13 protein-coding genes are annotated in these 13,168 nt (G+C 67.2%); 5 read left to right on the top strand and 8 right to left on the bottom strand.

Annotated elements, in window-relative coordinates:
* The first annotated feature begins 15 nt into the window (after window positions 1-15).
* Complete coding sequence (locus DKB74_RS09965) at window positions 16-1,347, top strand: ammonium transporter (protein WP_109807986.1); 1,332 nt, start codon at window positions 16-18, stop codon at window positions 1,345-1,347.
* A 90-nt stretch (window positions 1,348-1,437) separates the two neighbouring features.
* Here the strand turns inward: DKB74_RS09965 and DKB74_RS09960 are convergent, their stop codons facing one another.
* The 5 genes from DKB74_RS09960 to htpX all read right to left on the bottom strand — a co-directional run bounded on the left by DKB74_RS09960 (window position 1,438) and on the right by htpX (window position 7,855).
* Window positions 1,438-3,024, bottom strand: coding sequence for a GMC family oxidoreductase (locus DKB74_RS09960; RefSeq protein WP_109808270.1), 1,587 nt, complete (start codon window positions 3,022-3,024; stop codon window positions 1,438-1,440).
* Window positions 3,025-3,124: 100 nt separating this feature from the next.
* On the bottom strand, window positions 3,125-4,738 hold the full coding sequence (locus tag DKB74_RS09955) for a heparinase II/III family protein (RefSeq protein WP_109808269.1): 1,614 nt from the start codon (window positions 4,736-4,738) through the stop codon (window positions 3,125-3,127).
* A 119-nt stretch (window positions 4,739-4,857) separates the two neighbouring features.
* On the bottom strand, window positions 4,858-5,517 hold the full coding sequence (rpe, locus tag DKB74_RS09950; RefSeq protein WP_109807985.1) for a ribulose-phosphate 3-epimerase: 660 nt from the start codon (window positions 5,515-5,517) through the stop codon (window positions 4,858-4,860).
* Between the two features lie 53 nt (window positions 5,518-5,570).
* Window positions 5,571-6,872 carry an RsmB/NOP family class I SAM-dependent RNA methyltransferase gene (locus tag DKB74_RS09945; protein WP_420822411.1) on the bottom strand — a complete coding sequence of 434 codons (1,302 nt, stop codon included), beginning with the start codon at window positions 6,870-6,872 and terminating at the stop codon, window positions 5,571-5,573.
* A complete protein-coding gene (gene htpX / locus DKB74_RS09940) occupies window positions 6,872-7,855 on the bottom strand; it encodes a zinc metalloprotease HtpX (protein WP_109807983.1) in 984 nt (327 codons plus the stop codon). Before htpX ends, DKB74_RS09945 begins: the two co-directional genes overlap by 1 nt.
* A gap of 70 nt (window positions 7,856-7,925) precedes the next feature.
* On the opposite strand from htpX, the gene DKB74_RS09935 reads away from it, so the two are divergent.
* Window positions 7,926-8,093 carry a DUF1674 domain-containing protein gene (locus DKB74_RS09935; protein WP_109807982.1) on the top strand — a complete coding sequence of 56 codons (168 nt, stop codon included), beginning with the start codon at window positions 7,926-7,928 and terminating at the stop codon, window positions 8,091-8,093.
* 9 nt (window positions 8,094-8,102) lie between these two features.
* Here the strand turns inward: DKB74_RS09935 and DKB74_RS09930 are convergent, their stop codons facing one another.
* From DKB74_RS09930 to tsaD, 3 genes are read right to left on the bottom strand one after another with little or no spacing between them, the layout of a single operon-like run.
* Complete coding sequence (locus DKB74_RS09930) at window positions 8,103-8,642, bottom strand: DUF1697 domain-containing protein (RefSeq protein WP_109807981.1); 540 nt, start codon at window positions 8,640-8,642, stop codon at window positions 8,103-8,105.
* Entirely contained in the window at window positions 8,639-9,616 is a 978-nt protein-coding gene (locus DKB74_RS09925) for an NAD(P)H-dependent glycerol-3-phosphate dehydrogenase (RefSeq protein ID WP_109807980.1), read from the bottom strand. The genes DKB74_RS09930 and DKB74_RS09925 overlap by 4 nt, the downstream gene beginning before the upstream one ends.
* Window positions 9,613-10,641 carry a tRNA (adenosine(37)-N6)-threonylcarbamoyltransferase complex transferase subunit TsaD gene (gene tsaD, locus DKB74_RS09920; RefSeq protein ID WP_109808268.1) on the bottom strand — a complete coding sequence of 343 codons (1,029 nt, stop codon included), beginning with the start codon at window positions 10,639-10,641 and terminating at the stop codon, window positions 9,613-9,615. Before tsaD ends, DKB74_RS09925 begins: the two co-directional genes overlap by 4 nt.
* Window positions 10,642-10,681: 40 nt before the next feature.
* Here tsaD and hemC point away from each other — a divergent pair, with 40 nt between their 5' ends.
* From hemC to DKB74_RS18700, 3 genes are read left to right on the top strand one after another with little or no spacing between them, the layout of a single operon-like run.
* Window positions 10,682-11,599: a hydroxymethylbilane synthase gene (hemC, locus tag DKB74_RS09915; protein WP_109807979.1), complete on the top strand. Its 918-nt coding sequence runs from the start codon at window positions 10,682-10,684 to the stop codon at window positions 11,597-11,599.
* Window positions 11,596-12,261: a uroporphyrinogen-III synthase gene (locus DKB74_RS09910; RefSeq protein WP_109807978.1), complete on the top strand. Its 666-nt coding sequence runs from the start codon at window positions 11,596-11,598 to the stop codon at window positions 12,259-12,261. Before hemC ends, DKB74_RS09910 begins: the two co-directional genes overlap by 4 nt.
* 31 nt (window positions 12,262-12,292) lie before the next feature.
* The gene (locus DKB74_RS18700; protein WP_154670831.1) at window positions 12,293-13,165 is read left to right on the top strand and encodes a hypothetical protein; all 873 of its coding nucleotides are present in this window, start codon (window positions 12,293-12,295) and stop codon (window positions 13,163-13,165) included.
* Window positions 13,166-13,168: the final 3 nt, after the last annotated feature.

Raw genomic sequence — 13,168 nt, 5'->3', positions numbered from 1 at the left:
AAGGGGGGTTCTTCCATGAGAAATGCTTTGAAACTGGCCGGCGCTGCCGGCCTTTCGCTGTTCGCAGCGATGCCCGCATGGGCGCAGGAGGCGGCGGAAGCTGCACCTGCCGTTCCCAATCCCGGCAATAATGCCTGGATGATGACCTCGACTGTCCTCGTGCTGATGATGATCGTCCCGGGGCTCGCACTGTTCTACGGCGGCCTCACCCGTTCGAAGAACATGTTGTCGACGATGACGCAGATCGGCGCCGTCGCGTGTTTCGCGATGCTGATCTGGGTGATCTACGGCTATTCGCTCGCATTTGGTGACAACACCATTGCTGGCGCAGAAGGCTATATCGCCGGTTTCAGCAAGGTGTTTCTGGCGGGCGTGACGTCTGATTCGACGGCAGCGACCTTCTCCGATGAAGTCATTTCGGAATATGTCTTCATCAGCTTCCAGATGACCTTCGCGGCGATCACCATCGCGCTGGTTCTGGGCGCACTGGTCGAGCGTTTCAAATTCTCGGCAATGATGGTCTTCGCGCTCGTCTGGCTGACGATCGTCTATTTCCCGGTTGCCCATATGGTCTGGGGTACGGACGGCGTCTTCCTTGATATGGGCGCTCTCGACTTCGCGGGCGGCACCGTGGTGCACATCAACGCCGGCGTTTCGGCACTTGTCGCCGCACTGATGCTCGGCAAGCGCAAGGGCTATCCCAATGAGCCGATGCCGCCGCACAGCCTGACGCTGACCATGGTCGGCACCGGCCTGCTCTGGGTGGGCTGGTTCGGCTTCAACGCCGGTTCGGAACTCGAGGCAGACGGCACTGCCGGTCTCGCGATGATCAACACCTTCGTCGCCACTGCGTCGGCAGGTCTGTTCTGGATGCTGACCGAACGTGTCATGGGTCACAAGGGCTCGGCGCTGGGCTGGTGCTCGGGCATCATCGCCGGCCTGGTCGCGGTCACCCCGGCAGCCGGCAATGTCGGTCCGTTCGGGGCAATCGTCCTCGGCGCGATCGCATCGATCATCTGCTACTTCTTCGTTTCCAAGGTGAAGCCGGCGCTCGGTTATGACGACTCGCTCGATGCGTTCGGCATCCACGGCGTGGGCGGCATCATCGGCGCGATCGGCACCGGCGTCTTCCACGATGCGATGTTCGGCGGACCGGGCGGTGACCTTGCGCTCGGCGCGCAGGTCGGCGTCCAGGCATTGGCAGTCGGGACCACCATCGTGTGGGCTGCGGTCGGCACCTTCATCGCGATGATCGTTGCCAAGGCACTCACCGGCGGCCGGGTCTCCGAAGAAGTCGAGCATGAAGGTCTCGACATCGGCGAACACGGCGAACGCGCCTATAACTGAAGATAACGGAGCGGGGCCGGCCGGCCCCGCTTCTCACCAAGTTCCTCCTGCGGAATGACTGGGCCGGTAGCATCGCTATCGGCCCGCTTTTTATGTCGCGGCCAGATCCCGGGCGACGAAATCGGCGCAACGTTCGCCGATCATGATCGTCGGAGCATTGGTGTTGCCGCCGACGATGCGCGGCATCACCGAAGCATCGGCGATATAGAGACCCGCCACCCCCCGAACGCGCAGGCACGGATCGCACACTGCGGCATCGTCCGATCCCATCCGCGCGGTTCCCACGGGATGATAGATGGTGTCGGCGCGGGCGCGGATCGCGCGTTCGAACCCGGCCTCGTCCCCGAAGTCGAGAGGATGCCGGTCGCGCGGGCGGTATCGGGCAAGCGGTTCGGCACCGAGGATGTGATACATTGTCCGGATCCCGCGCTTGAGCGTCGTCATGTCGCGCGGATCGGTAAGGAATTGCGGGTCGATACGCGGCGCAGCTCCGGCATCGAGCGCGGCGAGCCGCACCATGCCCCGGCTTGCGGGACGCAGCACCGCCGCGTGGCACGAATAGCCATGCGCCGTCACTGCCGCGCGGCCATGATCCTCGACGATCGCGGGCAGGAAATGCAGCTGCACATCGGGCACGCGCGAACGCGGATCGGTGCGCAGAAACGCCCCGGATTCGGCATAGGGCGTCGTCATGCCGCCCGTGCGCCGCACCATCCAGCGCAACGCCGAAGCGGCGAACCGCAGCTTTCCCCGCAAGGATTGCCCGAGGAAGCGATGACCGGGCACGGCAAAGGAGGCGACATAATCGACATGATCCTGGAGGTTCGCGCCCACCTCTGCCCGGTCGACCTGCACCGCCAGCCCCTGTTGCTGGAGATGCGCGCCGGGGCCGATACCGGAAAGCATCAGCAATTGGGGCGTCTGAAACGCACCCGCCGCGAGTATCACGGCATGGCGTGCGCGAATGACCCGGCGTTCGCCGTCGCGGCGATAGGCAACGCCCCAGATGCGCCCGCCATCGAACAGGATGCGTTCCGTCAGTGCCTCGGTGAGAATCTCGAGATTGTCGCGCCGCTTTGCCAGATAGGCACGCGCCGCGCTCCAGCGCTCGCCGCGCCGCTGCGTAACCTGAAACCAGCCCACCCCGTCCTGAACCGGCCCGTTGAAATCGCGGTTCAGCGGTACGCCGAGCGACACAGCGGCATTGATGAACGCCTGCGAACCCGGATGGCCGAATTGCTGGTCCGCCACGCATAGCGGACCGGCATCGCCGTGCCAGGCATCGCCGCCGCGGACATTGGCCTCGCTCGCACGGAACCAGGGCAGCACATCCGCCCACCCCCAGCCCGGGCACCCCAGCGCCGCCCAGCCTTCATAATCTTCGGGATGGCCGCGCAGATAGAGCATCGCGTTGATCGCGCTCGACCCGCCCAGCCCCTTGCCGCGCGGCTGATACCCGCGCCGACCGCCCAGACCCGGCTGCGGAACGGTTTCGAACGCCCAGTTGCTTGCCGGATCGCCGCGCACCAGCATGCCCGGCATGCGCGTGCGCAACCCCATGTTGCGGCCGCCCGCTTCGATCAGCACGACATGACGTCGCCCGTCCTCGCTCAGCCGCCCGGCAGCGGCGCACCCGCCGGAGCCCGCGCCGATCACGACGATGTCGGCTTCCTCCACTGCGGTGACCCCGTTATTTGCCGGAACGCCGAGCCTATCGCATCGCAGCATGGCTCCAAGCGCTGAATCGCGGCGATTGTCTCAAAAAATAACCGCGTTTTCAGCGCGCGCGGTGAAACACCCAGCTGATGCTCGTGCCGCCGGCAATCGCCTCGCCGCCAATCACCAGCTGCTCGGTCGGCACCGGGCGCCCGCGCGCGTCGATCCAGATACTGTCTTCGACTGCCAACGTGCCCCCGCGACAGCGAAACTGCCACATTGCTCCGCCGGGCAGCCGCAGGATCGCCGCCTGACCATCGGCGGTGGGGGAAATTTCGACATGCGGCGCCAGATGAAAGCGGATCGCGAACAGCGTCGGCTTCTTGCGCTTGCGCTTGTCGGCAGGGAGCAGGCTGTCTTCGCCGCGAATATCGCGTCCGTCCGACGCCATCACGATCTGGCGACGATGGGTCAGGCCGAAACGGCGGACATAACCGTCATGGCTGGCTTCGATCCGGCTGCTGGTTTCGGTTTCCTGTCGCGCAAGCTCAACTTCGCCGACGCCGCGACCCAGCGTGCCGTCGGCGTGAATCGCTGTCGAATTGCTGTCGCCGACGACCAGTGTCGAATGCGCCGCCGTGGTGCGCAGCCCTTCGCTGAGCGCGAGCGGTACCGAGACATTGGTCGCGCGCGCGCCGCCGCAATTGACGACGATCCGCTCGCCATCATCGGAGAGTTCGAACGCGAGCGTGGAGGCGCAGCCCCCCTCGACCAGCCGCGCCACGGGCGGCGGCGCGGCGTCGATGATCAGCACGGTCTTTTGCGCGGCCAGCCGCTGATAGCCCCAGTCGCGCGCCTGTTTGAGCGGACGGGTACGCACGCCGGTCGCTTCGACCAGCTGCGCGATCGCTTCACCGGTCATCGGGCCCGATCCCTGCCAGCTCGACAGGCCATTGTCGCGGTGACAGATGCCGAGCAGCGCACCCACCATGCGGTTGAGCGCCACGCCGACGAATTCGGGCGGATCGATGCGGCGCGCGGCATAGCTTTCGCACAACATCGTCAGCAGGCGGATTGCATCGACCTGTCCCGCGGGAGAGCGCGTGACGATGCCGCCATCGTCGAACACCGATTGCGACAATGCGCGCTGCAAGCCGGCTTCGCCGAACGAACGGCGCGGATCGCCGCCGGGGATCATCAGGCCCGCGACCAGCACGCCGCACCAGGCCGCGATGCGCGGCGCCCCCACCTGCACCCGATCCGCCGAACGATCGAGATGGCGCGCGCCCCGCGCCAGCGCATGCAGGACGCTCGATCGATAGACGAGATCGGTCGAAGACAGGATCAGCGGGGCATGCGCGGTCCAGAACAGGATGCGCCGCCCCCAGAGATCGGCGCGCCAGGCCGGATCGGCGACCTTGTCGGCATGGGCATCGAGCCACATGCGCATCAGCGCCTCGGCGATCGGCGCCCCGCGCGCACGCGTCGCGACTGTCGAAAGATCGCGCAGCCAGGCAAAGCTGTGCAGATAATCGGAGAAGTTGCGCGACCAGTCGGGCCGGGTGAAATCGAGCTCGGCAAGCTCGCGCTCCTCACCCCGAAAGGAAAGGCGCCCGTCGAGCATCGCATTGCCGCTTGCGGGGTCGCCCAGGAACGGATCGTCGGCAACCGCAATCAGCTTGAGCGGATGGCGCCCGCGCAACCGCATCGCGTGAAACGGCGTGCGCCACGCCATGCGCTGGAACCGCTCGGAAATCCGCTCCGCGAGCGACAGCCCGCGATCGCCGCCCAGACGAATCAGCCTTTTGCCTTCGTCGATGCTGTCGGAGGCGGGCTTGAGCGGCGGTTCCTGCGTCACACGCCCCTCAACGCCGCGATATTATCGGCATAGCAATCGGGCCCGCCGCGAAAGCTGGCGGTTCCGGCAACCAGCGCATCGGCGCCCGCCGCAATCGCGCGCGGCGCGGTCTCGCGATCAATGCCGCCATCGACTTCCAGATCGATATCGCGCCCGCTGGCATCGATCCGCTTGCGCAATGCCGCGATCTTATCGAGCTGGCTTTCGATGAACTTCTGTCCGCCGAAGCCGGGATTGACGCTCATCACCAGAATCAGGTCGACCATGTCGAGCACCGGATCGACGATTTCGACCGGGGTGGCGGGATTGAGCACCACGCCCGCGCGCTTGCCCAGCCCCTTGATCGTCTGCAGCGTGCGATGGAGGTGCGGGCCGGCTTCGGGATGGACCGACAGCGTGTCGGCGCCCGCATCGGCAAATTCCCTGAGCAGCGGATCGACCGGCGCGATCATCAGATGCACGTCGAACGGCTTTGCGGTGTGCGGGCGCAGCGCCTTGATCACGGCGGGCCCGATCGTGATGTTGGGCACGAAATGACCGTCCATCACATCGACATGGATCCAGTCGGCCCCGGCGGCATCAATGGCGCGCACTTCTTCGCCCAGCCGGGAGAAGTCGGCGGAGAGGATCGACGGCGCAATACGGACAGCGTGCATGGCGGACCCTTAGCACGCGCGCGACTCGCCGCAATATGCGCGATTCGCGTTTTTCAGTTCGCGCGCACGAAGCGCGCCATGAAGAAGCCGTCGAGCGCACCTTTGTCCGCAAACATCGTCGGCAGCGTGCGCAGCCATCCGGCGGGATCGGGCGCGATTTCGGGCGGGGCCTCGCCGGCCTGTACCGGATCGATCGCGAAATCGGGATGCGCTTTCAGAAACGCCGCGACCTGCGACTCTCCCTCGGCGGGTTCGAGCGAACATGTCGCATAGACGATCCGTCCACCTGGCCGGAGCCAGCCGCTCGCGCGTGCCAATAGCTTCGCCTGAAGCTCGGCCGTTTCGGCGATAATCGCGGAGCGGGCGCGATAAAGTACGTCGGGATGGCGGCGGAAAATGCCGGTCGCGCTGCATGGCGCATCGAGCAGGATCGCGTCGAACGGCGTTTCCGGCTCCCATTGCAGCGCATCGGCAACGACGATTTCAGCCGAAAGGGCGGTGCGCGCGAGATTGTCGGAAAGTCGCGCCAGACGACTTTCGGAAATGTCGAGCGCGGTCACATCCCACCCCGCCGCCGCCAGTTGCAACGTCTTGCCCCCCGGCGCGGCGCAGAGATCGAGGGCGCGCCCGCCACCGCTTCCCAACAACTGCGCGGGCAGGGATGCGGCCAGGTCCTGAACCCACCAGCGACCCTCGGCGAAGCCGGGAAGGTCGGGCACCGAAGCCCCGGCGGGCAACCGCAAATGACCCGGCATCAGCGATTGTGCCTGCAATGCCTCCGCCAGCGAGGCAGTGTCGTCGGCATCCCGCAGGCGCAAGTCGAGCGGCGGCGGGGCGGCAATGGCCCGCGCCGCAGCCTCGACCATCGGCGCGCCCCAGCTTTTACGCCAGCGCGTCGCCAAGCCGGGCGGCAGCGCAGGGATTTCCGGCAACGCCGCATTCTGCCGCATCAGCGTGCCGAATACGCCATGGACCAGCTTGCGCGGGCCGCCATCGACAAGCGGCAGGACGGTCGCGATCGCAGCATGGTGAGGCGTACCCAGCCCGAACGCCTGGGCCAGTGCGATGCGCAGCACGAAGCGCGCCTTGGCATCATGCGGCAGCGGGCGCGCTGTCGCGCTGTCGATCAGCGTGTCGAGATCGGAAAGCCGCCGCAACACTTCGGCGGCGATCGCATGGGCGAGCCCCCGGTCGGCGGGGGGCAGTCCCTGGGCGGCGCCATCGAGCGCGGATTCGAGCGCCAGGCCACGTCGAAGCACGGCATCGAGCAGGCGCAATGCCGCGCGGCGCGCGGGAACGCCGGGCGCATCGGCCGACGACACCGGCCGGCGTTTGGGTGCGGGACGGGCCAAGATCAGTCGCGGCGCAACGGATCGAGCGCGCTGCGCGACGCGGGTCGGGCGACCCGACGGCTGCGGCCGGTGCGCGGCACCGACGCGCGCGGCGCGACATTGGGCCGCGCGGGCCAGGCCCCGTCGGAACGGCGTTGGGTGCGCAGTTCGGGGACGCCCATTTCGCCCGCCATCCGCTCAAGCTCGGCAATGCGATTGCCGGTATCGGGGTGCGTCGAAAAAAGGCTGTCGCCGCGCGACAGGCCGGGAACGATATAGAGCTGCGATGCGGCCGGCATGCGCTGGGCGACCGGATTGGGGATGCGCTGCGCGCCCTGCGCCAGTTTGGCGAGTGCAGAGGCGAGCGCACGCGGATTTCCGCTGATTTCGGCGCTTGCACGATCGGCGCCATATTCGCGGGTGCGGCTGATCGCCAGCTGGACGATCATCGCGGCGAACGGCGCGACCAGCACGGCGAGCAATCCGGCAAGCCCGGCGCCGCGCCCGTCCGACCCGCGAAAGAACAGGCCGAAATTGGCCAGCATCGAAATCGCCCCGGCGATCGTCGCCACCATCGTCATGATCAGCGTGTCGCGATTGCGGACATGGCCCAGCTCATGCGCCATCACTGCGGCAATTTCCTCGCGGTCGAGCATCTGAAGCAGGCCCGTCGTCGCGGCAACCGCGGCATGTTGCGGGTCGCGCCCGGTGGCAAAGGCATTGGGATGCGGTTCATCGACCAGATAGACGCGCGGCATCGGCAGATTGGCGCGCCGCGCCAGGGCGCGAACGATGCCGACGAATTCGGGCGCGCTCGCGTCATCCACTTCGCGCGCATGGTGCATCCGCAGGACGATCTTGTCGGCGTTCCAATAGGTGAAAAAGTTCATTCCGACCGCGATCATCAGCGCGATCATCGCACCCGCACGTCCGCCGAGCGTGAAGCCCAGCGCGAGAAACAGCGCGGTCAGCGCCGCGAGCAACATGGTCGTTTTAAGCGTGTTCACTTGACGCTACTCCTTGACCATCCAATTTGGGGCGCGAGTGCCCGTAAATCAATTCGCCGGAGACCCCGCCATGGGCAAGCGCCCCGACCATGTGAAGCCGCCGGCCCATCTGTCCGAAAGCCCGCCGCTGCCCGAACCCGATGCGACACCCGAACGTCGCGGCAGCGAACGTCCCGACCGGCTGGACCCCACCCGCTATGGCGACTGGGAGAAAAAGGGCGTCGCGGTAGATTTCTGACCGGCGCGGTCAAATTCCGATTTGCGCGGCAACTTTCCCGATCGTGTTCCAGTTGCGCCCGGTCGCGACCCTGGGGAATTTGCACTTCGTCATTTCGGGGACGAGGTTCGAGCGGCCCTGACCGTCGGGAAAGTCGATATAGAGCTCGCGCCCGACCGCCCTGAGCCGTTCCGGCCCGTCATAGCGTGCTGCCAGCGTGTCGAGCAGCATGGTGTCGAACGGGTCGCGATGAAACAGGACGATCAGCTGGTTCGGCCGCGTCTTGGCCACATCGGGAAAGGGATTGGCGGCCATGACGTCAGCGATTTCGGCGGCGTCGCGCACCAGATATTCGGCGGTCAGGCCCAGTATTTTCGCCGATTCCGCCTCCAGCGCGGCTTCGAGCTTGGCGGCATCAGGCGCATCGGCGGCGAAGGTTGCATTGCCCGAAGCCAGCAGCGTGGCGACATCGGCAAATCCCATGCCGGTCAGCATCGCGCGAAGATCCGCCATGGCGAGCTTGCGCCCGCCGACATTGACCCCGCGCAGCAGCGCCGCCCAGCGCTTCATACGCCTTCTTCGCGCAGCGGGCGATTGAGCAGCCCGTCGATCACCTCGCGCACATCGGCGCCGTCGAGCAGCGCGCAGACCGCTTGCGTCACCGGCATATCGACACCTGCCGCCTCAGCCGACTGGCGCAGTACCGGAGCCGTGAAGGCGCCTTCGGCCACGGTCTTGCGGTCGGCCATCAGCGCCGCCGCACTGCCGCCGCGGCCAAGGCCGACCCCGAGCGAAAAGTTCCGCGAACTGGTCGACGAACAGGTGAGGACCAGATCGCCCAGCCCGGAAAGCCCCGCCAGCGTTTCGGCACGCGCGCCGCGCGCCAGGCCATAGCGGGTCATTTCGGCAAAGCCGCGCGCGATCAACGCAGCACGCGCATTCTGACCGAGACCGGCACCGTCCACGACGCCGCATGCAATGGCGAGCACGTTCTTCACCGCACCGCCAATCTCTGCTCCCACGACGTCGGACGACACATAGGGACGCAGCGCCGGGCGGGCGATCACGCCCGCCAATTGCTGCGCCAGCTCCATATTCTCCGCCGCCAGCGTCACGGCGGTGGGCAGCCCCTGCGCCACTTCATGCGCGAAAGTCGGCCCGGACAGCACGGCAATCGGCGAATCGGCCACGCTTTCGGCAGCGACATGGTGGAGGAATTTGTGGCTGCCGGCCTCGATCCCCTTCGAGCACAGGATCAATGCCTGCCCCTTTGCCGGCATGTCCGAAAGCACGCTGCGCATATGTTGCGCCGGGGTCACCACCAGTACCGGGGAAACCTCCGCGACCCAGGCGAGATCGTCGGTCGCGGTGATGTTCTCGGACAGCGCAACGCCCGGCAGATAGTCGGGATTGCGGTGCGTTTCGTTGATTGCCGCCATGACGTCGGTTTCGCGCACCCACAGGCGGACCTCGCTGCCATTGCCCGCCATCGCCTGCGCCAGCGCCGTGCCCCAGGCACCGCCCCCGATTACGCCGATCGTCATGCCTTCACTCCCGCGCCGCGCACTTTTTCTGCATTGGGATCGAGCGGCCAGCGTGCGCGTGCCGGCGTATCGAGCGGGTCGGTAAGCCCGGCGGCAAAGCGCTCTGCGCCTGCCCAGCCGATCATCGCCGCATTGTCGGTGCACAGCCAGAGCGGCGGCGCGACGAAACGCTTGCCCTGCTCGGCTGCCAATGTTTCCAACGCACCGCGCACTGCCTTGTTCGCCGCCACACCACCGGCGACCACCAGCGCGGTTGCGTCCGGCGCCTTGCCGAGCGCGATCCGCGTGCGATCGATCAGGCAATCGACCACCGCCTGCTGAAACGACGCAGCGATATCTTCCTTCGCATAGCGATCGGTGATCCGCGCCACGGCGCTCTTGAGCCCCGCGAACGAGAAATGCGGCTCGCCCGATCCGACCAGCGGGCGGGGCAGGGGAACGGCGCGCGGATCGCCCGTTTCGGCAGCGCGCTCGACTGCCGGCCCGCCGGGGAAGCCGAGCCCGAGCAGCTTGGCAGTCTTGTCGAACGCTTCACCCGCCGCATCGTCGATCGTGGTCGCCAGCCGGCGATAGGCACCGACGCCTTCGACCAGCAGCAACTGGCAATGGCCGCCCGAAACGAGCAGCAGCAGATAGGGAAAGCGAAGGTCGGGATCGGCAAGGCGCGGCGACAGCGCATGCCCCTCCAGATGATTGACCGCGACCAGCGGCTTTCCGCTGGCCAGCGCCAGCGCCTTGCCGGTTACCAGCCCGACCATGACGCCGCCGATCAGCCCCGGCCCGGCAGTCGCGGCAATGGCATCGACATCGCAAAGCGCGACATTGGCTTCCTCCAGCGCCTGCGCGACCAGCGGCCCCAGCATTTCGACATGCGCGCGCGCCGCGATTTCGGGCACCACCCCGCCATAGGGGCGATGCCGGTCATCCTGTCGCGCCAGCTGATGCGCCAATATCTGCCGATCCGACGTGATCAGCGCCGCCGCTGTTTCGTCGCAACTCGATTCGAGGCCGAGAATCAAACCCATCGCTTCCATCTAGAGGCGCGCGGCGCTAGCACAAGCCGCGATGCCCAAACCCTTTCGTATCGGTACGCGCGGTTCGCCACTCGCGCTTGTTCAGGCCAATATGGTGCGCGACGCGCTGATCGCGGCGCATGACTGGACGCCGGCCCATGTCGAAATCGTCCCGATCCGCACGACCGGAGACCGGGTTCAGGACCGCGCGCTCGCCGAAATCGGCGGCAAGGCGCTGTGGACCAAGGAACTCGATCGCGCTTTGCACCAGGGCGATATCGATTGTTCGGTCCATTCGATGAAGGATGTCGAAACGGTGCGGCCCGAATGGGTGACGATCGCGGCGATGCTGTCGCGCGCCGATGTCCGCGACCGGATCGTCGGGGCCGATTCGGTCGATGCGCTGAAACAGGGCGCTGTCGTGGGAACCAGCTCGCCGCGCCGTGCGGCGCAGCTGAAGAAACTGCGCCCCGATCTGCAAACCATATTGTTTCGCGGCAATGTCGATACGCGGCTCGCCAAGCTGGCGGCGGGCGAAGCCGATGCGACCTTGCTCGCCGCGGCCGGGCTCGAACGGCTGGGGCGTCATGACATCGGGACGCCGATTCCGGTCGAAACGATGCTGCCCGCACCCTCGCAAGGCGCCGTCGGGATCGAGGTGCGCGCCGACGATCGCGATGCACATGCGCGGATCGCCGCGATCGATCATCCGATGACGCATGCCTGTGTCATGGCCGAGCGCGGGCTGCTCGCCGCGCTGCGCGCCGATTGCCATTCGCCGGTCGGCGCGCTGGCGACGCTGGAAGGTGCGATCCTGACGCTGCGCGCCGAATTGCTGTCCGAAGACGGATCGGCGCACGTCCATGCCCAGGAAGCCGGCGCGCCCGACGATCCCGAGCTTCCCCGCACGATCGCCGCCGATCTTCTCGAGCGCGCCCCGGAAAGCGTCCGCCAGCTGTTCGCGGCATGAGTCGCCCGCTCGCGGTGCTGCGCCCCGAGCCGGGCAATGCCGCCACGGCGGAGCGGATCGCGGCGCTGGGCCGCCGCGCGATCCGCATGCCGTTGTTCGAAACGCGGTCGATGGCGTGGGAAATACGCGATACCGAGCGCTTCGATTGCCTGGTCTTTACCAGCGCCAATGGCGTCCGCCATGCGGGCCCCGGCGCCGAGGCGCTGAAACATCTGCCGGTGCTGGCCGTGGGCAGCGCGACCGCCGGTGCGGCGCGCGCGGCCGGGTTTGCAGTCGCCGTTACCGGCACCGACGACGCCGCAGCCTTGATCGCAGAGGGGGAGCGGCGCGGATTTCGGCAGGCGCTGCACCTTGCCGGGCGCAACCGGCGCATGACGGAGGGCGGCATCGTTGCGCGAATCGCAACCGTCTATGCCAGCGATCCGCTGCCGATCACGTCGGACATGGCAGTGCAATTGATAAACAGCGTCGCGCTGGTCCATTCGCCGCGCGCGGCGCAACGGCTCGCCGAAATCATCGAAGAAGCACGAACCAACGTGGCGCTCGCGGCGATTTCCGCAGCCGCCGGGGAAGCGGCGGGCAGCGGTTGGGCGCGAGTCGCCATCGCCGATGCGCCGACTGACGCGTCGCTCATCGAAACTGCTTGCACGCTCGCCGATTGACCGGCTGTCGTCGCGCGAGGATAAGGACGTCATGAGCCGCGAAGAGCCCTCCGTACTGGCCCCTGCCCGCGGCCTCTCCCCGTTGGGGACGACGCTGTTGATCGCCGTGCTGGCTTTCCTGGGCGGGATCGCGGCATTTGCCGGGCTGGTAAAGCTGAACGGCGGATCGCTGTGGCCGAACGGTGCCGCGACAGCGGTGGAAGCGTCGGCCGAGCCGGGGAATGAAACGGCAGCTTCCGCCCCGCCGCCCGAACTGCCGCCCGGAACCGATCTGGCGACGCTCAACGCGCGCGAACAGGCGCTGGCAACGCGGCTCGACACGATCGAGGGGCGGCTGACCGCCGTCGACAACGATTCGCGTGTTGCCGGTGCCTATGCCGCGCGCGCCGAGGGATTGTTGATTGCCTTTGCCACGCGCAGGATTCTCGATCGCGGTCTGCCGATCGGAGCGATCGAAGAGCCGTTGCGGGCGCGATTCGGCAGCAGCCACCCCGATGCCGTGGCGACGATCCTGCGCGCCGCCAACGAGCCGGTTACGCTTGAGGATCTACGGCTGGCGCTCGACACGATCGCGCCGCGACTGGCCGCCGGCGCGCCCGGCGAAGGGCCGCTCAGCCGGTTTCGCAGACTGACCGGCGACTTGCTGGTGCTGCGTCAGGAAACGTCGCCCAGCCCGCGCCCGGCCGACCGGCTGACGCGCGCGCGGCGCATGATCGACGCCGGCCAGGTCGAAGCGGCGCTGGCCGAGGTTTCGCACATGCCCGGCATCGATTATGCGGAAAACTGGGTGAGTGCGGCGAAACGCTATATCGCGGCGCGGCGCGCGTTGAGCGAGATCGAGCTTGCCGCGATGCAGGGTCCCGGCGCACCCGCCACACCGATTCAGACAGAAACGAGACAATAGAGG

The sequence above is a fragment of the Stakelama portus genome (genome assembly GCF_003171655.1).
Classification (GTDB): Bacteria; Pseudomonadota; Alphaproteobacteria; order Sphingomonadales; family Sphingomonadaceae; genus Sphingomonas; species Sphingomonas portus.
This window is presented reverse-complemented; position numbering and strand designations above follow the sequence as displayed.